Source organism: Bifidobacterium castoris, assembly GCF_003952025.1.
Taxonomy (GTDB): Bacteria; Actinomycetota; Actinomycetes; order Actinomycetales; family Bifidobacteriaceae; genus Bifidobacterium; species Bifidobacterium castoris.
The window spans coordinates 44494-62656 of the sequence record NZ_QXGI01000002.1 but is presented as its reverse complement, the minus strand read 5'-3'; the positions used below and the strand labels follow the sequence as shown (position 1 = coordinate 62656).

The window sequence follows — 18163 nt, the reverse complement described above, 5'->3', positions numbered from 1 at the left end:
GCAAAATCACCTTCCAAAACATGAAACATGCTTGTGCACGCGTTTTCGCTGTCTTTAGAATGATGCTGTTTTGTCCGTATCCGACATCAGAAAGAGGAACAATGCTCACCGATGAGTATGTGAAGCGCGTCTACGCCAAGGTCGAAGAGCGCGACCCCGACCAGAAGGAGTTCCTGCAGGCCGTGCAGGAGGTGTTCGAGAGCATCGAGCCGGTCTTCGCGAAGCATCCGGAATACGAGGCGGCTGGCGTCCTGCAGCGCTTCGTCGAACCGGAGCGCCTCGTCAAGTTCCGTGTGGCCTGGGTCGACGACAACGGCGACGTGCAGGTCAACCGCGGCTACCGCGTCCAGTTCAATTCGGCGATCGGCCCGTACAAGGGCGGCCTGCGCTTCCATCCGACCGTCACCGAGAGCGTCATCAAGTTCCTCGGCTTCGAACAGATCCTGAAGAATTCGCTCACCGGCCTGCCGATGGGCGGCGGCAAGGGCGGCGCGGACTTCGATCCGAAGGGCCGTTCCGACGCCGAGGTCATGCGCTTCTGCCAGGCCTTCATGACCGAGCTGCAGCGCCACATCGGCCAGTTCACCGACGTGCCGGCCGGCGACATCAACGTCGGCGCCCGTGAGGTCGGCTACCTCTTCGGCCAGTACAAGCGTCTGCGCAACGAGTTCACCGGCGTGCTCACCGGCAAGGGCCTCGAGTTCGGAGGCTCCCTCGCCCGCACCGAGGCGACCGGATACGGCCTGTGCTACTACACGCAGGAGGCGCTGCGCGTGCTGCGCGACGATTCCTTCGAAGGCAAGACCGTCGCCGTCTCGGGCTCCGGCAACGTCGCGATCTTCGCGATTGAGAAGGCCACCGAGCTCGGCGCGAAGGTCGTCACCTGCTCCGATTCGAACGGCTATATCTACGATCCGAACGGCATCGACCTCGACGTCGTCAAGGACATCAAGCTTGCCCACCGCGGCCGCATCAAGGAGTACGCCGACCGCGTCGCAGGCGCCGAATACCACGAGGGCTGCAGCGGCGTGTGGGGCGTCAAGTGCGACATCGCGCTGCCGTGCGCGACGCAGAACGAGATCGACGGAGCGGCCGCGCAGAAGCTCGTCGACAACGGCTGCACCGTCGTGTGCGAAGGCGCGAACATGCCGTCGACGCCGGACGCGATCGCCGTCTACCAGAAGAACCACGTGCTCTACGGACCGGCGAAGGCCTCGAACGCCGGCGGCGTGGCCGTTTCCGGCCTCGAGATGAGCCAGAACTCGTACCGTCTGTCGTGGACCTTCGAAGAGGTCGACGAGCGCCTCAAGGACATCATGAAGAACATCGTGTCCGAATCGCTCGACGCGGCGAAGGAATACGGCCATGAAGGCGACCTGATGTTCGGCGCGAACATCGCCGGCTTCGTCAAGGTCGCCGACGCGATGGTCGCCCAGGGCATCTTCTAAGGGCGTCCGCGGCACGCCGCATCCACACGCGAGCCACCCGCATGCGCGGCCGTTCCCCGTCAGAGGAACGGCCGCGCATCTTTCCCATGCACGAACCTATGCTAGGAGGCATGGTCGGCGAGAACAGCAGAAAAAGGAAGAACCAGGTGCGCGCGGCCTCCCAGAGCCACCGCCCCATCTACAACATCCCGCGCTCCGGAAACGACGAACCGCATCGGCCGAAGAAGACGGTCACGGCGAAGAAGCTCAACGAGCAGAAGCAACGCACCGCGATGTTCCGCGAATGGCGCGAACGCCGGCAGATCCTGCGCGAGAAGCCGAAGCTGCGCGGATGGCTCCATCTGATCGCGTTCCCGTTCTCGATCGCCACATCGGTCATCCTCATCTGCCTGGCCCCTGCCGGCTGGATGAAGGTCGGCGTCAGCATCTACGGCGCATCGGTGATGCTGCTGTTCGGCGTCAGCGCCACGCTGCATCTGGGACACGGCCACTTCCCGAAGCTCGTCGACACCGTCCTCGTGCGCATCGACTATTCGAACATCTTCCTCGTGATCGCCGGCACCTGCACGCCGTTCCTGTTCGCGCTCGACAACAAGCCGATCTGCTGGACCTACATGGGCATCCTGTGGGTGACGGCGGCCGTCGGCACGATCGCCCATCTGCTGTATCCGGACGGGCTCGACTGGCTGTTCACGATCATCTATTGCATTCTGGGACTGTCGCCTCTGACGATCATCTACTTCTTCTGGACGTCACCGTTCATCGGCCCCGTGCCGACGGTCCTCGTCATCTGCGGCGGCGCCTGCTACATCGTCGGCGCGGTGTTCTTCGCACTGCGCAAGCCCAACCCCTTCCCGCGTTGGTTCGGCTACCACGAGCTCTTCCACTTGGGCACGATCGGCGGATACGTGTGCCACGTCATCGCCCTGTTCATAGTCGTGCTGCAGATGCGCTGACGGTGTGGCCGTGTCACCGGGCACAAGATCCCAGGGCATCCGGTGCATGACGATCCACCAGAGCACAAGCGCGGCCGTCAGATACCAGAACCAACGGTCGGCGCCGGTATTGAGCAGCACGAACCAGACGCCGAGCACGAGCGTACGGACGGCGTAGAACAGCATGCGACGCCAGCCGGTGCGCGCCGTCGTCTCGACCGTCATGCGCGTGTACGCGCCGCCGAGCGTGCGGCCGTCATGACGCCACGGACGCCACACTTCGAAGATCAGGAACAGGATGCCGGCGAGGATGCCTGGCACCCAGCGCACGCTGTCGGTCGAAATGAGCAGCGCGCCAATCGCATAGTGCGTGTCGTCGAGCGCGACCGCGCACTTGTAGAACACATAGATGAGCAGCAGCACGAGCGCATACAGGATGACGTCCATGATGATGACGTCGAGCGCGAGCGCGACCGCACGATGGATGAAGCCCGGATGCCTGTTGACGCCGTCGATCTGCTTCACGCGCTTCGGCACGAGCTTCGTGTAGAGGAAGGCGAGCGCGTAGCCGAGCATCGCGCCGATCGTGTTCGTGAGCATGTCGTCGACATCGAAGTAGCGGTAGGCGCAGGGGTAGAGGCCCCAGATGCCTGTGAGCTGCGTCGTCTCGATGAAGATCGAACAGGCGAGGCCGGTGCCGGCGGTCTGCCAGAACCTCCAGCCGGCCCAGCGGCCGAGCATGAAGCCGAGCGGCAGGAACAGCACGATGTTCATGACGAGCTGCAGCACGCCGGACAGGCCGCTTTGCGCATCCTGGATGAAGCGCAGCAGGTCGAGCTGCGGCCCCAGATGGTGGGTGCGGCAGTAGGCGATCGGATCGTCGGGCATCGGGTACATCGTGAACGCGATGAGGCCGAGCGCGTAGAGCACTGCCACGTAGGCGCTGAAGGCGCTCATGAAGCTCAACCGATGGTTGCGGTGGTAGATGATCGCGACAATCGGCAGCGTCAGCAGGAACGACACGAACGGCCACAGCATGACGGCGAGCATGAACGACTGGCTGAAATACCCGAGATATCTGAACACGGTCTTGAGTTTACCGGTTGCGCCGACGTCGCAGCATGGTCCATATGGATGATTTTCACCCATCGGCGATCAGTCCTGCGGCGTTGTGCACCGCTGACGATCGCAAAGACGCCGCGTTGCGATCAGGACCGCCGTGACGTGCACCCGCCATGATCGCAACGATCGCGCTTCGCGAACGCGGCGGCGACGACCTGCACCCCCCCCCGATGATCGCAATGGGCGCAAAAAACGGCCCCCGGACGGTTTCGCCCGTCCGGGGGCCGCGCGTATATCCCGGCGGATCAGTCGTCGCCGAGCGTCACATGGACGCCGCCGACGAGCGAGCAGACGACGTTGTACAGCAGCGCGAAGATCGTGACGAGAATCGTGACGAGCACGATCTCGGCGATCGAGAAGATCGTGACGCCGCTGAGGATCGTCGGCAGCGAGAAGACGTTCGCGAGATTGATGCCGCCCGCATCGAGGCCTGCCGACGAGACGATCTGCGTGACCTGATCGAAGACGCCGACGACCTTGAGCAGCGACCACAGCAGCGCGACGGCGATGATCTGGATGAGCGCGCCGGCGAGCGCCAGCATGAACGTGACCTTCGCGACCGACCAGGCGTCCAGATGCGTCAGCGAGAGCTTCATGCGACGTGCGCCCGGCTTCTTGCGACGCTTGATCGGACGGACCGGCTTGTTCTCCTCGGGACGGTCCTTGTCCGCGATCAGCGGGGTGTTCGAGGCGGAACGGGCGACGCGCGGCGCATGCTTGTCATGCGTCATCGAAGCGGTCGTATGCTCCAGTGGATTGGCCTCGCGGGGGTCGCTCATGCTCTGCTCCTTGAAATGCTCATGGCTTTGAGGTCGAGATTACCAACGTTCGGGGACGTGCCCACGGCCATGCGCGGCCGTGGGCACGTCCTTCACGGACGGGGGGTCATGCGACGTCGGCGTCCGGTTCCTCGGTGCGTTCGATTGCCGCGGAATCCTCCTCGATGACCGGCGTCGGCTGGTCGCCGTCGGCGCGGACCGTGAAGACCGGTTCGCCCTCCGCCGGCTGCACGCTTGTGCTGCCGGACGCGGAATCGGTCGTGACGGTGTCGCCGTCGGCGTCGTCCTCGGTCTCGGCGTTGCGCGCGATCGAGACGATCTCGTCGTCCTTGTCCGGCTTCGCGAAGGTGACGCCCTGCGTCGTGCGTCCGGTGCGCTTGACCTCGCCGACGTCCGAGCGGATGACCTTGCCGGACTTCATGATCGCCATGATCTGGTCCTCTTCGGACACGACGAGCGCGCCGACGAGGAAGCCGCGGCCCTCGACGAGCTGCACGGCCTTGACGCCGTAGCCGTTGCGGCCCTGGAGACGGTATTCGCCCAGCTGCGTGCGCTTCGCGAAGCCCTCGTTCGTCACGACGAAGAGGTCCTTGTTGGTGTCGCCCCAGACGACGTCCATCGCGAGCAGTTCGTCGCCGTCACGGAACTTCATGCCCTGCACGCCGGCGGTCTGGCGGCCCATCGGGCGCAGCTGCTCGTCGTCGGCGCGGAACTTGAGGCTCATGCCGTGCTTCGAGACGAGGATGATGTCGTCCTCGGCGTTGCACAGGTTCGCGCCGATCAGCTCGTCGCTCGTCTCGCCGTCCTCGCTCTGCATCAGACGCACCGCGATGAGGCCGCCCTGGCGCGGCGAATCGTATTCGGACAGGCGCGTCTTCTTGACCTTGCCGGAGCGCGTCGCGAGCACGAGGTACTTCGCGACCTCGTAGTTCGGAATCGACAGCACGGTCTGGATCTGCTCGTCGGGCTCGAACTGCAGCAGGTTCGCGACGTGCTGGCCCTTGGAGTCGCGTGACCCCTCCGGCAGCTCGTACGCCTTGCAGCGGTAGACGCGTCCCTTGTTCGTGAAGAACAGCAGCCAGTTGTGCGTGCTCGTCAGGAAGAAGTGGTCGACGACGTCGTCCTCGCGCAGTTTGGCGCCCTTGACGCCCTTGCCGCCGCGGTGCTGCGCGCGGTACTCGTCGGCCTTCGTGCGCTTGATGAAGCCGGCGTGCGTCACGGTGACGACGACGTTCTCCTCGGCGATGAGATCTTCGACGTTCATCTCGCCGGAGAACGGCAGGATCTTCGTGCGGCGGTCGTCGCCGTAGCGCGCGACGATCTCGTCGAGTTCGTCGCCGGCGATCTTGCGCTGGCGTTCCGGCTTGGCGAGGATGTCCGCGTAGTCGGCGATCCTGCGCATGAGCTCGTCGTGCTCGTCGAGGATCTTCTGGCGTTCGAGCGCGGCCAGACGGCGCAGCTGCATCGCGAGGATCGCGTCGGCCTGCACGTCGTCGACATCGAGCAGGTTCATCAGGCCGGTGCGCGCGATCTCGACGGTCGCCGACGAACGGATCAGATGGATGACCTCGTCGATCATGTCGAGCGCCTTGAGGTAGCCCTGCAGGATGTGGTCGCGTTCCTCGGCCTCGCGCTTGAGATAGGCGGTGCGCCGCGCGATGACGTCGAGCTGGTGTGCAACCCAGTGGCGGATGAAGGCGTCGAGGCTCAGCGTGCGCGGCACGCCGTCGACGAGCGCGAGCATGTTCGCGCCGAAGGTCTGCTGCAGCTGCGAATGCTTGTACAGGTTGTTGAGCACGACCTTCGGCACGGCGTCGCGCTTGAGCACGAGCACGAGCCGCTGGCCGGTGCGGCCGGAGGTCTCGTCGCGCATGTCGGCGATGCCTTGGATTTTGCCGTCGCGCACGGCCTCGCGGATTGAGACGACGAGACGGTCCGGGTTGACCTGATACGGCAGCTCGGTGACGACGAGGCACATGCGGCCGTGGATCTCCTCGGTGTTGACGACGGCGCGCATCGTGATCAGGCCGCGGCCGGTGCGGTAGGCCTGTTCGATGCCCTTGTGGCCGAGGATCGTCGCGCCGGTCGGGAAGTCCGGTCCCTTGATGCGGGCGATGAGCGCGTCGAGCAGCTCCTCGCGCGTCGCCTCCGGATGGTCGAGCGCCCAGTGCACGCCGTCCGCGACCTCGCGCATGTTGTGCGGGGGGATGTTCGTCGCCATGCCGACGGCGATGCCGGATGAGCCGTTGACGAGCAGGTTCGGGAAACGCGCGGGCAGCACAGTCGGCTCCTGCGTCTTGCCGTCGTAGTTCGGCACGAAGTCGACGGTGTCCTTGTCGATGTCGCGCACCATCTCCATCGCGAGCGGCGCCATGCGGCATTCGGTGTAACGCATCGCGGCGGCCGGGTCGTCGCCGGGGGAGCCGAAGTTGCCCTGGCCGTCGACGAGCAGGTAGCGCATCGACCATGACTGCGCCATGCGCACGAGCGTCTCGTAGATCGCCGAGTCGCCGTGCGGATGGTACTTGCCCATGACGTCGCCGACGACGCGCGAGCACTTGTTGTAGCCGCGGTCGGGGCGGTAGCCGCCGTCGTACATCGCGTAGACGACGCGGCGGTGCACCGGCTTCATGCCGTCGCGCACATCGGGTAGGGCGCGCTCCACGATGACGGAGAGCGCGTAGGAGAGGTACGACTGGCGCATCTCCTCCTGCAGGTCGACCGGCTGCACGCGCGTGCCGACCATCAGGCCGTAATCGGTGTTGTCCGCTTCCTGCGGGCTCAGCGGCTCCAGCGAGCCGGAGAGGTTGTTGAGCTCGTCGTCCGAGCCGTTGTTGGTGGGTTCGTCTGCCACTTTGCTTCCTTTGCCTTCGCCGCGTCTGGGCGGTCACGTCTTGTTGCGGGTGATGCCGCGGGTGATGCCTGGCCGGGTCCCGGTCAGGCGTCGATCCAGCGGGCGTTGTGCGCGTTGCGCTGGATGAACAGACGACGGGGCTCGACCTCGTCGCCCATCAGCATCGAGAAGGTCTCGTCGGCCTGCAGCGCGTCCTCGATGTGCACCTGCTTGAGCACGCGGTTGTCCGGATCCATCGTCGTCTCCCACAGCTCCTGGTAGCTCATCTCGCCGAGGCCCTTGTAGCGCTGGATGCCTTCGCCCTTCGGCAGCTGGCGTCCGGCGGACCTGCCTTCGGACAGCACGCGGTCGCGTTCGGCGTCGGTGTACACGAAGTCGTGCGGGCCCTTCGTCCACTTGATCCGGTACAGCGGCGGCATCGCCACGTAGACGTAGCCGGCGTTGATCATCGGGCGCATGTAGCGGAAGAACAGCGTGAGGTTGAGCGTCGCGATGTGCGCGCCGTCGACGTCGGCATCGGCCATGATGATGACCTTGTGGTACCTGACCTTGTCAAGGTCGAAGTCCTCGCCGTAGCCGCCGCCGATCGCCGTGATGAGCGATTCGATCGTGTCCGACTTCATCATGCGGTCGAGGCTTGCGCGCTCGGTGTTGAGGATCTTGCCGCGCAACGGCAGGATCGCCTGCGTGTTCGGGTTGCGTCCCTGGATCGCGGAGCCGCCTGCCGAATCACCCTCGACGATGAACAACTCGCACTCGCTCGGGTCGTTCGACTGGCAGTCCTTGAGCTTGTCCGGCATGCCCGCCGATTCGAAGATCGACTTGCGGCGCGTGTTCTCGCGCGCCTTCTTCGCGGCCATGCGCGCGCGGGACGCCTCGATCGCCTTCTGGATGATGTTCTTCGCCTCGTTCGGATGGGCGTCGAACCAGTCGCCGAGCCGGTCGTTCATGATGCGCTGCACGAAGGTCTTCGCCTCGGAGTTGCCGAGCTTCGTCTTCGTCTGGCCTTCGAACTGCGGGTTCGTGAGCTTGACCGAGACGACGGCCGTCAGGCCTTCGCGCACGTCGTCGCCGGAAAGGTTCTCGTCCTTGTCCTTGAGGATGTTCTTCTCGCGTGCGTAGCGGTTGACCATGCTCGTGAGCGCCGCGCGGAATCCTTCCTCGTGCGTGCCGCCCTCGGTTGTCGCGATCGTGTTCGCGAAGGTGTGCACCGACTCCGAGTAGGCCGTCGTCCACTGCATCGCGATCTCGGCGGAGACGCCGACGGAGAGGTCCTCGGCCTCGATGTCGATGACGTCCGGCTCGATCGGCTGCGCCTTGCGCATCTTCACCATGTACGCGACGTAGTCCTTGATGCCGTTCGCGTACTGGTAGGTGACGCTCTGGTGCAGCTCGTCGCTCGCGTCGCTTTCGCCGGTGACCTCGTCGCCGGTCGGCTCGGTCTCGCGCATGTCGGTCAGCGACAGTTTGAGCCCCTTGTTGAGGAACGCCATCTGCTGGAAGCGCGCGCGCAGCGTCTCGAAGTCGTAGATCGTCGTCTCGAAGATCTTCGGGTCCGGCCAGAACGTGACCGATGTGCCGGTGGACTCGCCGTTCTCCATCGCGCGGCCGCGCTTGAGCGGCGCCGTCGGATGCTGGTTGATGTAGGTCTGCGTCCAGTAGTAGCCCTGGCGGCGCACTTCGATGTCGACGCGCGTCGAGAGCGCGTTGACGACCGAGATGCCGACGCCGTGCAGGCCGCCGGAGACCGCGTAGCCGCCCCCGCCGAACTTGCCGCCCGCATGCAGCTTCGTCATGACCGTCTCGACGCCGGAGACGCCTTCGCCGGGGACCTCGTCGACCGGGATGCCTCGGCCGTCGTCAACGACGCGGATGCCGTTGTCCGGCAGGATCGTCACCTCGATGTGCGTCGCATAGCCGGCGAGCGCCTCGTCGACCGAGTTGTCGACGATCTCGTAGACGAGGTGGTGCAGGCCGCGCGGACCCGTCGAGCCGATATACATGCCCGGGCGGATGCGGACCGCCTCAAGTCCTTCAAGGACGCGCAGGTCGCTCGCGTCGTAGTGTTCGGGGGAGAGGGTGTCGTCCAGCTGGCCGTCGATGACCTGATTGTCATCGTTCGAGGATGCGTCCACCGCATCAGCCGTGAGATCTGCCACAGAGTATCCTTTCTGTGCTCGTCGCGAGGGTGCTTTCGCGATGCGATATGCCCTATAACACGAATAAAACGCCCCTGTGGGCGTTTGAGTGCACTACTGGATATCTTACCTATGCATAGGGACGGAATGCAACAGCGGCCCGTTATGCGTTGTTGTTCTCCCGGAGCGAACAACGGCTGCATCGGGACCGGCCGCGGGACCGTGGGCTAGCCGCGCGGATGGGGCCGTCTCGTGTTCCGCTGCACGTATTTCATCATGCGCACGCCGCGGCCGTGCGTCTGCGGTCCGGTGACGCGGACCTCATCGATCCGCAGGCCGCCGAGGCGTTCGCGCAGCGTCTCGGTGAGCGTCGGCGCGATCGCCGTGAGCTGCTGCGTCCACGACGGAGAATCGGCGGCGATCGTCAGGACGCCGTCCACGTAGCTCGCGACGCGGGAATGGCGCGCGTTGACCTCGCCGACCACCGACGCCCAGTCCGATTCGAGCGACGCCATTCTCAGATGCGGCCCCCATCCCGACTGCTCGACGATCTTCGCGAACACGTCGCCGAGTTCGTGCGGATCGCGTCCCGGCTTGCCGAAGTTGTCGAGCGCCTCCTCGCGACGCACCCGCAGTTCCCTGATGAGGCCGGCCTTCGCCGCCACCCGTTCGAATTCCTGGGCGCCGAGCTTGCGTTCGTCAAGCTTGAGCGTCACGACGATCGGCGTATGCATCACAGCCCCTCCTCGTCCGGCTGCGCGCGCAGCGCGGCCACGTCGATAATCCGCGCACCGGCGAACGCGCCATCGTCGGGGATGTCGCCTGCGGCGGCGACGGTGATGAGCACCTGCCGCTGCGCCGCGGCGAACCGCAGGATCTGCGAGCGCCGCGCCTCGTCGAGCTGCGCGAAGACGTCGTCGAGGATGACGATCGGCTGCGTGCCGAAGTGTTCCTCGAGCAGTCGGTAGACGGCCATCTTGAGCGCGAGGCCGAGCGTCCACATCTCGCCGTTCGAGGCGAACTCGCGCGCCGGGAACCCGTTGAGCCCGATGAGCAGATCGTCGCGTTGCGGGCCGATGAGGTTGCGTCCACGCGCCACCTCGCCTGCGTAGAGCCGCTGGAAATGTTCGCTGATGAGCCGCGGCGCGTCCTCGCCCTGCATGATCTCGTCGAAGGAGGGGTCATAGTCGAGCGTGGCGTCCTCGCCTGCGCCGGCGAGCTCATGCACGAGCTCCCGGAACGGCGCGCGAAGCCGGTCGACGACGGCCATGCGGTCACGAGTCAGTTGCAGACCGAGGTCGATGTACTGGCCGGTCCAGATCTCCAGACCGCTGAGCGCAGCATCGCGGGCGGCGTCGAAGCCGTCGGCCGCGCCGAGCTGCTTGAGCAGCGTCGCGCGCTGCTTGGCGACATGGGAGAAACGCTGCAGCGTATCGGCGTAGCCGCGCACGAGCAGCGACGCCGTCTGGTTGAGGAACTGCCGCCGCGAGGCCGGATCGGCCGAGACGAGCCGTTGGTCGGCGGGCGTGAACGCGACGAGCGGGATGTCGCCGACGATGTCGCGCAGATACGTTGACGGACCGCCGTTGACGCGTGCGCGGTTCGCGCCCTTCGCACGGATCGTCGCCTCATAGGTAGTCGTGCGTCCCGCGTCCTCGTCGGTCACGTTCGCACGGATCGTCGCCACGTCGAAACCGCGTTCGACGAGCGGCGCCGACGACGAGGCGCGATGGCTCGCACCGGTCGCCAGGAACTCGACGGCCTCGACGATGTTCGTCTTGCCGAGTCCGTTCGCCCCCTGCAGGATCGTCACGCCGGGCGTGAGGTCGAGCAGGCAATGGTCCCACGAACGGAAATGGTCGAGGGCGAGGCGGGTGATGAACATCGGTTTCCAACGGTTCAGGGTCGGCGGGAAAAGGGAAAACGGTCGTGGAACCTGCGTGGCGCGCAGGTTCCACGACCATGAATCAGCTGTTGAAGCGCATCGGCACGAGCAGGTAGCGGTAGGAGAGCGACTCCTCGGAGTCCTCCTCCTGCTGGCCGTCGAATTCGACAGGCTTGACGGCCGTCGTCATCTTCATGCGCACATACGGCTCGGTGATCGCGCTCAGTCCCTCGCGCAGGTAGTTCGGATTGAACGCGACGGTGATGTCTTCGCCGTCGAGGTCCACGTCGAGCACCTCGTTCGCCGAGGCCTCGTCGGCGGCGCCCGCCGTCAGCGTGATCTCCTGGCCCGCGAAGACCATGCGGATCGGCGCATTGCGTTCTGCGACGAGCGCGACGCGCTTGATCGCATCGAGCAGGTTCTGCTTGTCGAGCACGGCGTGGATCGGGTAGGAGTCGGCGTACAGGCGGTCGACGGCGGGGAAGTCGCCGTCGATGAGCTGGACTGTGGATACGCGGCCGGCGTTTTCCACACCGAGCAGCGTCGGGTTCTCGACGTCGAAGTACAGGTTGACGTTCTGGCGTTCGTCGAGCGAACGCGAGATGTCGCGCAGATGCGTGCCCTTGACGAGTGCGACGGCCTCGAGGCCGTCGTTCGCCGGCGACCAGTGGAAGGTCGAGCGTGACAGGCGGAAGCGATCGGTCGAGGACAACGTCACCGTGTCGCCCGCGAATTTCATCTGCACGGCCGTGAGCACCGGACGGTCGTCGGTGCGCGCGATCGCCACAGCCGCCTGGATAATCGACTGCGTCAGCGTCGGCGCGTCCACCTGGCCGAGCAACGGGGGCAGCTGCGGCAGATCCGGGTATTCGCTTTCCGGCATGAGCTGCAACGTGAACGTCGACTTGCCCGAGGAGATCCGCAGCGTCGAGCCGTCGGTCTGCAGGTAGGCCTTCTCGAAGGGCAGCGACTTGCTGATGTCGGCGAGCAGTTTGCCCGGTACGACCGCGGCGCCCGATTCGTCGACGCCCGCCTCGATATGGTCGCGCGAGGACAGTTCATAGGTGAATGTGGACAGTTGGAGCGCGCCGTCCCGAGCCTCGAGCTTGATGCCGGAGAGCAGCGGGTTGAGCTGCTTGGCGGACAGGATGCTGGTGGTCCAGGACACGGCATCGGCGAACGAGGTGGAATTGACTTCTACTTTCATGCGCTTTCCTTGACTGTTGACGATTGTGTGAGTCTGGCACTCATTCTAACTGCTCTTTGCTTGCTTCGTCGAGGTGACGCACAGGGCGCAGCAAATGGTCGTTGATGGTCATGATGAGAGCTTAAGAAGGAAAGAGTCATCACCATCATAAGCACGGTGGATATGTGGAAAACCTGCGAAAGCCTTACAGGGCGGCGGTTTATCCACGTTCACGGGCTGTGGATAAACTCTGCATCGGTTGTGGACAACAAGCCGGTTTTTCCACAGACCGATGGGGGACAATACGTTGTCCACATTTCGCCTGCTCCTCTCCACGGGTTTTCCACAGCCGATTTCGGCGTTTTCCTCGCGATATCCACTGACTTTGCCAACAATTGTGGATAACCATGTGGAAAACTTCGCGGCGAAATCGGCATGCTTGGGTGTGTCGCGCCCGCGCGCCTTCCACACCGCCGCAACCGGCTACTTGTTGTTGCGCTGGCGCAGCAGCACCGTCAGCTCGGTGACGTAGTTGTAGATCTCCTGCTTCTGTTTCATGCCGTCCGAGACGATCTTGATGTTGTGCATGACCGTCGTATGGTCGCGACCGCCGAAGACCTGTCCGATGTTGACGAGGCTCATGCTCGTCAGGTCGCGCGTCAGGTACATCGCGATCTGACGGGCGAGCGTGATGTTGCGGTTGCGCTGCGGGCCGACGATGTCGTCGAAGGTCAGATGGAAGTACTTCGCGACGCGGCCGATGATGTCGGTCGGCTTGACCTCGATGTCTGTCGAGAAGAAGTCCTGCAGCGTCTGCTCGGCGAGCGCGACGGTGACCGGCTGGCCGTTGAGCGAGGCGAGCGCCGTGACGCGGTTGAGCGCGCCCTCGAGTTCGCGGATGTTCTCGGTGAAGCGCTCGGCGATCAGGTCGAGGACGTCGTAGGGCACGCGCATCCCCGAGTTCGACGCGATCATCCGCAGGATCGCGATGCGCGTCTCGAGGTCCGGCGGCTTGACATCGACGGTTATGCCCTGCTCGAAGCGCGAGATGAGGCGCGACTCGAAGTCCTTGAGGTTCTTCGGCGGCACGTCGGATGCGATGACGATGCGCTTGTTCGCCTGGTACAGGCTGTTGAAGGTGTGGAAGAACTGTTCGAGCGTCTCGGTCTTGCCGCCGAGGAACTGGATGTCGTCGATGAGCAGGACGTCGACCTCGCGGTATTTGCGGTTGAACGCCGTCACGCGGCTCGAGCCTGACTTCGTGCCGGCGTCCATGCGCAGCGAGTCGATGAACTCGTTCGTGAACTCCTCGCTCGTAACATAGCGCACGCGGGCGCCGGGCTGCTTGATCAGCGAATAGTTGCCGATCGCGTTGAGCAGATGCGTCTTGCCCAGGCCCGATCCGCCGTAGACGCACAACGGGTTGAAGTCGCTGCCGCCGCCCTCGGCCACGGCGAGCGCGACGGTGCGCGCGAAGCGGTTCGAGTCGCCGGGCACGAAGGTGTCGAAGGTGTCGGAGGGGTTGAGATGGGTCTCGGGGTCGATCATCGGTTGCGGGGAGCGTCCGAAGCGTCCCTTGAACACGTCGGCGGCCCCTGCGAGCGTCGTCGACATCGCGGCCGCAGCCGACGGATCGAGGTCGTTGCCCATCGAATCCTCGAAGGTCTGCACGACGGCGTCGTCGTAATGCGTCGTCTTCGGCGGCTGCTGCACGACGACCGGTTCGGGCGCGGGCTCCGGCTCGGGCAGCGGCTGGCGCTTGCGCGTGTCGCCGCGCGGCGCCTCCTCGCTCAGCGCGGTGACCGGCAGCACGGGCTGTTCGGGCTCGTTCGCGCGCACCGCGATCTTGAAGGCGGGGAAGAGGTCGACGCCGCCGTTCGCGATGCGCAGCGCCTGCAGCAGCTCGTCGTTGAGCTCCGTCTGCAGCACGTGCTGCGTCTCGCTGTTCTCGACGGCGAGGATGATGTTGGTGCCGAAGAGCGCCTCGGGGACCACGCCCTCGAACCACCCCTTCTCACGGGCGGTCAGCGACGAGTTCTTCCGAAGCAGTTCGAGCGCGTTCGACCATATGACGGCCGTTGCGGCCGCCGGGTCGTTGGTTGCTTCGCTCATGGTTTCGTCTCCATCGGTTGGATGCACATGCGTAACAGGTCATTTTTACTCTGACTGATGGAAGTTATCCACAAGCTCGCGTGTTGGAAATGCTTGGTTTTGTAATTACAACGGTGTGATTTGTGCATAACTTTCCCCGCTTTTCCCCGGTATCCGCGGACGGGTCTGTGGACGTCGCCGCGGCACTGTCCACGGCGCCTGCCGGGCGTGTCGGAAGCGCCCGCCGCGCGGCCGCCTGCTGGTGGAGGGCGCGCGAGGTATAGGGGTATCGGTAAATTGGTAGAGATTGTCTCAAGCGAAGCCATGCATGAACGCATGGCCCACCGACCTAACCTAACGGGAGCATGAAACTATGAAGAGGACATTCCAGCCGAACAACCGTCGCCGCCACATGAAGCACGGCTTCCGCGCCCGCATGCGCACGCGTTCCGGCCGCGCGCTGATCAACCGCCGCCGCGCCAAGGGCCGCAAGGCTCTTTCCGCCTGAGTCTTCGTTTCAGTCGGACGAACGTGGAACGGCTCAGAAGCCATCGCGATTTCGTCGCCGTGCTGCGTCGTCGCCGGAAGGTCTCCGGCGACGACCTCGTCGTGCATTATCTGATGCCCGACGACACGGACGGCGCCGGCGATGCATCCAGACATGTGGGGCTGGCCGTTTCCAAGGCGGTGGGGAACGCGGTCGTGCGCAACACGGTGAAACGCCGTTTCCGCGTGCTCGCGCAACGCTACGAGGATGAGCTCCCCGAGCGCTGCAGCGTCGTGCTGCGCGCCAAGCCGAGCGCGGCGCACGCGTCCTTCGCGTCGCTCGATGCGCAGATGGCGCAGCTGTTCCGCGCGGTGCATCGCAAGACGGCGCGTTGATGACGGGTCATGCAGGGCGGGCGATGATTCGCTGCATCCGCTGGTATCAGCGGCGGATTTCAGCGAACACCCCGCCCTCATGTCGTTATTACCCCAGTTGTTCGAACTATGCGATCCAGGCGATCCGCCGCTACGGCGCCGTGCGCGGCGGCTCGCTCGCCGCGCTGCGCCTGCTGCGCTGCCGCCCGTGGAGTTCGGGAGGCATCGACGATGTGCCGCAGCGGTTCTCCCTGTTCTACAGATTCTCTTGGTCGCGCGCGCACGAAGAGCCGCGGCTGACCCCTCTGCCCCACGACGAGAAGGAGTGAACGGCCAGATATGTCGGATAATTTCTTATTGGATAGCGGATTCTGGGGGTGGCTGTACAAGCTGCTGACCCCGGTGGAATGGCTCATGACGCAGGTCATGTACTGGTTCCACAAACTGCTCACGCTCATCGGCATGCCGGCCGTGGGCCTTTCCTGGGTGCTGTCGATCATCTTCCTCGTGGTCGTCGTGCAGGCCTGCGTCTTCCCGCTGTTCTACAAGCAGATGAAGTCGATGCGCGGCATGCAGGCGATCCAGCCGAAGATGATGAAGATCCAGAACAAGTACAAGGGCAAGAACGATCCCGCGAGCAAGGAAGCTATGCAGCGCGAGATGATGAAGCTCTACAAGGACAACCACGCCAATCCGGCGGGGTCGTGCCTGCCGATGCTCATCCAGGGCCCGGTCTTCATGTGCATGTTCTACGTGCTCTCGGCGATCCCGTACATCGCACGCCGCAAACGCGACCCGCTCGGCGCCTTCGACGTGGCGACTGCGAATGAGTTCTCGGCGACGACCTTCTTCGGCACGAAGGTCTCCGACACCTTCACGACCGCCGGCGCAAGCGGCAAGGTCGTCATCGCGATCTTCGTGTTCGCGATGTGCGCATGCCTGTGGTACATGCAGTGGAACACGATGCGCCGCAACACGGCGCCGGCGTCGATGAACAAGCAGACCGAGCGCATGCAGAAGATGATGCTGTGGATCTTCCCGATCATGTACGTCTTCTCCGGCGTCGCGATGCCGTTCGCCGTGCTCGTCTACTGGCTCGCGAACAACATCTGCAACCTGCTGCGTTCGTTCTGGCAGCTGCGCGAGTTCCCGACCCCCGGCTCGCCGGCCGCGCTCGACAAGGAGAAGCGCGACCACGACAACGAGAACAGGAAGCGTGCGCGGGAAGGACGCCCCTCGCTCGAGGAGGAGGAGCTCATCGAGGCGAAGAAGGCGGCCGAGCGCAAGGCCGTGCAGGGCCATCAGCGCCAGCAGCCGCAGCGCAAGAACCGCAAGAAGAAGTAGCGGGTCCGGATCCGTTCCGCCCTCGATTCCCACGACCGTCCGACGGCCGTGGGAATCGTCGTATCTGGCCGCTGAGCGCACTCGCCGTGTCGGGTGGCGGGGGACTGCCCTACACTGGTGTCCTATAGGCGTGTATGTCCGGCGGAACGTTCCCCGGACCGAACGATTTTTACAGTATTGAGAACATTCCAATGCATGCAAGGAGTGCGTATGGTGCAGGACGAAGAACGAAGCGTGGAGCAGCTGGACCGCGAGGCCGACATCGCGGCCGACTACCTCGAGGGTCTGCTCGACATCGCCGACTACGAGGGCGACATCGAGATGGGCGTGCGCAACGGTCGCCCGATGGTGCAGATCGTGGCCGACGACGACACCGACATCAAACACCTGATCGGCCGCAACGGCGAAGTGGTGGACGCGCTGCAGCAGCTGTGCCGCCTCGCCGTGCAGCAGGAGACCGGCGAACGCTCGCATCTGATCGTGGACGTCGACGGCTTCCTCAAGCGCAAGCGCCAGATCCTGCGCGACATGGCGCTCGACGCCGTCGACGACGTGCGCGAGACCGGCGAACCGGTCGATCTGAAGCCGATGAACTCCTTCGAACGCAAGATCATCCATGACGTCGTGCGCGACGAGGGACTGCGTTCGCGTTCGCACGGCGAGGAGCCGAAGCGCTACGTGACGATCTACCTCAAGCGCACCGACGTCGACGACGAGGAGCTCGAGGACGACGACGAGTACATCGTCGAGGACTGACCGCCGTCCGCGCCGCACGGCGTGGACGTCCCTGTGAACGAACGCGAGGGGGCGCGCACGAACCACATGGTTCGTGCGCGCCCCCTCGCGTTCGTCTTCCCGCATGTCGCAGGACGCGGATCGCCCTGTGCCGGCGCCTCAGTCCGCGTCACGCACGGCCTGCAGCGCCTGGTCGGCGTCGATGAACCGCACGCCGCGCATGCCGACCTCGGTCGCGGCGCGCGCGTTCTCGAACTTGTCGTCGAAGAACATCGTCTGCCCGGGCCGGAGCCCGAAACGTCCGATCGCGATCGTGTAGATCTTCGGATCCGGCTTCGCGCAGCGCTCCTGGGAGGAGACGATTGTGCCGCGGAGCAGATGCATCGCCGGGAATTCGGCATGTGCGAGCGTGACGAAGGGAGTGCTGAAGTTCGTCAGCCCCCACAGCCGGCAGCCGCGCCCGTCGAGCTCGTGCAGCAGGGCAGGCATCCCGGCGATCATGCCGGCGAAGGCGCGCCGATAGTTCGCGAAGTACAGGCGCATCGCCTCATTGAGGTCGTCGTCGTGCGGATGGTGGCGGCGGAAGTCGGCGAGGACCTGTTCGGGGCTCCAGCCGAGGTCGCTCATCAGGTCGTAGTGCCAGAAGCCGTAGGGGTCGGCCCGGTCGAGCACGCGCCGGATGACCGGCGTAGGCACGAGCCCCTCCATCGTCAGTTCGGGGCGCCAGTCCAGCAGCACTCCGCAGTAGTCGAATACGACATCGGTGATCGGCATGGTCTCCTCGG

Annotated in this window: 15 protein-coding genes and 1 pseudogene; 7 read left to right on the top strand and 9 right to left on the bottom strand. The window is 64.8% G+C overall.

Annotation, left to right across the window (positions count from 1 at the left end; all coding sequences use genetic code 11):
- The first annotated feature begins 101 nt into the window (after positions 1 to 101).
- Both gdhA and trhA read left to right on the top strand, forming a co-directional pair.
- Complete coding sequence (gene gdhA, locus D2E22_RS02495) at positions 102 to 1448, top strand: NADP-specific glutamate dehydrogenase (protein WP_126031563.1); 1347 nt, start codon at positions 102 to 104, stop codon at positions 1446 to 1448.
- A gap of 110 nt (positions 1449 to 1558) precedes the next feature.
- Positions 1559 to 2404: a PAQR family membrane homeostasis protein TrhA gene (gene trhA / locus D2E22_RS02490; protein ID WP_126031562.1), complete on the top strand. Its 846-nt coding sequence runs from the start codon at positions 1559 to 1561 to the stop codon at positions 2402 to 2404.
- 540 nt (positions 2405 to 2944) lie between these two features.
- On the opposite strand, the pseudogene D2E22_RS10725 reads toward trhA, so the two are convergent.
- From D2E22_RS10725 to dnaA, 8 genes and pseudogenes are all read right to left on the bottom strand, one after another.
- Positions 2945 to 3340: pseudogene (locus tag D2E22_RS10725) on the bottom strand (VanZ family protein); the annotation flags it as partial.
- Positions 3341 to 3750: 410 nt separating this feature from the next.
- Positions 3751 to 4236 carry a DUF3566 domain-containing protein gene (locus D2E22_RS02480; RefSeq protein WP_241218169.1) on the bottom strand — a complete coding sequence of 162 codons (486 nt, stop codon included), beginning with the start codon at positions 4234 to 4236 and terminating at the stop codon, positions 3751 to 3753.
- A 154-nt stretch (positions 4237 to 4390) separates the two neighbouring features.
- The gene (gene gyrA, locus D2E22_RS02475; RefSeq protein WP_126031560.1) at positions 4391 to 7138 is read right to left on the bottom strand and encodes a DNA gyrase subunit A; all 2748 of its coding nucleotides are present in this window, start codon (positions 7136 to 7138) and stop codon (positions 4391 to 4393) included.
- 83 nt (positions 7139 to 7221) lie between these two features.
- Entirely contained in the window at positions 7222 to 9273 is a 2052-nt protein-coding gene (gene gyrB, locus D2E22_RS02470) for a DNA topoisomerase (ATP-hydrolyzing) subunit B (protein WP_420897236.1), read from the bottom strand.
- 230 nt (positions 9274 to 9503) lie between these two features.
- Entirely contained in the window at positions 9504 to 10010 is a 507-nt protein-coding gene (locus tag D2E22_RS02465) for a DciA family protein (protein WP_126031558.1), read from the bottom strand.
- Entirely contained in the window at positions 10010 to 11161 is a 1152-nt protein-coding gene (gene recF / locus D2E22_RS02460) for a DNA replication/repair protein RecF (RefSeq protein ID WP_126031557.1), read from the bottom strand. Before recF ends, D2E22_RS02465 begins: the two co-directional genes overlap by 1 nt.
- A gap of 82 nt (positions 11162 to 11243) precedes the next feature.
- Complete coding sequence (dnaN, locus tag D2E22_RS02455) at positions 11244 to 12368, bottom strand: DNA polymerase III subunit beta (RefSeq protein WP_126031556.1); 1125 nt, start codon at positions 12366 to 12368, stop codon at positions 11244 to 11246.
- Between the two features lie 462 nt (positions 12369 to 12830).
- A complete protein-coding gene (gene dnaA / locus D2E22_RS02450; protein ID WP_126031555.1) occupies positions 12831 to 14459 on the bottom strand; it encodes a chromosomal replication initiator protein DnaA in 1629 nt (542 codons plus the stop codon).
- Between the two features lie 352 nt (positions 14460 to 14811).
- On the opposite strand from dnaA, the gene rpmH reads away from it, so the two are divergent.
- The 5 genes from rpmH (at position 14812) to D2E22_RS02425 (ending at position 17399) form a co-directional block, all read left to right on the top strand.
- Positions 14812 to 14946, top strand: a complete 135-nt coding sequence (rpmH, locus tag D2E22_RS02445; RefSeq protein WP_095612744.1) for a 50S ribosomal protein L34 — start codon at positions 14812 to 14814, stop codon at positions 14944 to 14946.
- Between the two features lie 23 nt (positions 14947 to 14969).
- On the top strand, positions 14970 to 15320 hold the full coding sequence (gene rnpA, locus D2E22_RS02440) for a ribonuclease P protein component (protein WP_126031554.1): 351 nt from the start codon (positions 14970 to 14972) through the stop codon (positions 15318 to 15320).
- A 23-nt stretch (positions 15321 to 15343) separates the two neighbouring features.
- The gene (gene yidD, locus D2E22_RS02435; protein ID WP_126031553.1) at positions 15344 to 15628 is read left to right on the top strand and encodes a membrane protein insertion efficiency factor YidD; all 285 of its coding nucleotides are present in this window, start codon (positions 15344 to 15346) and stop codon (positions 15626 to 15628) included.
- A 10-nt stretch (positions 15629 to 15638) separates the two neighbouring features.
- Positions 15639 to 16643: a membrane protein insertase YidC gene (gene yidC / locus D2E22_RS02430; protein ID WP_126031552.1), complete on the top strand. Its 1005-nt coding sequence runs from the start codon at positions 15639 to 15641 to the stop codon at positions 16641 to 16643.
- 210 nt (positions 16644 to 16853) lie between these two features.
- On the top strand, positions 16854 to 17399 hold the full coding sequence (locus D2E22_RS02425) for a Jag family protein (protein ID WP_126031551.1): 546 nt from the start codon (positions 16854 to 16856) through the stop codon (positions 17397 to 17399).
- 138 nt (positions 17400 to 17537) lie between these two features.
- Here the strand turns inward: D2E22_RS02425 and D2E22_RS02420 are convergent, their stop codons facing one another.
- On the bottom strand, positions 17538 to 18152 hold the full coding sequence (locus tag D2E22_RS02420) for an HAD family hydrolase (RefSeq protein WP_126031550.1): 615 nt from the start codon (positions 18150 to 18152) through the stop codon (positions 17538 to 17540).
- Positions 18153 to 18163: the final 11 nt, after the last annotated feature.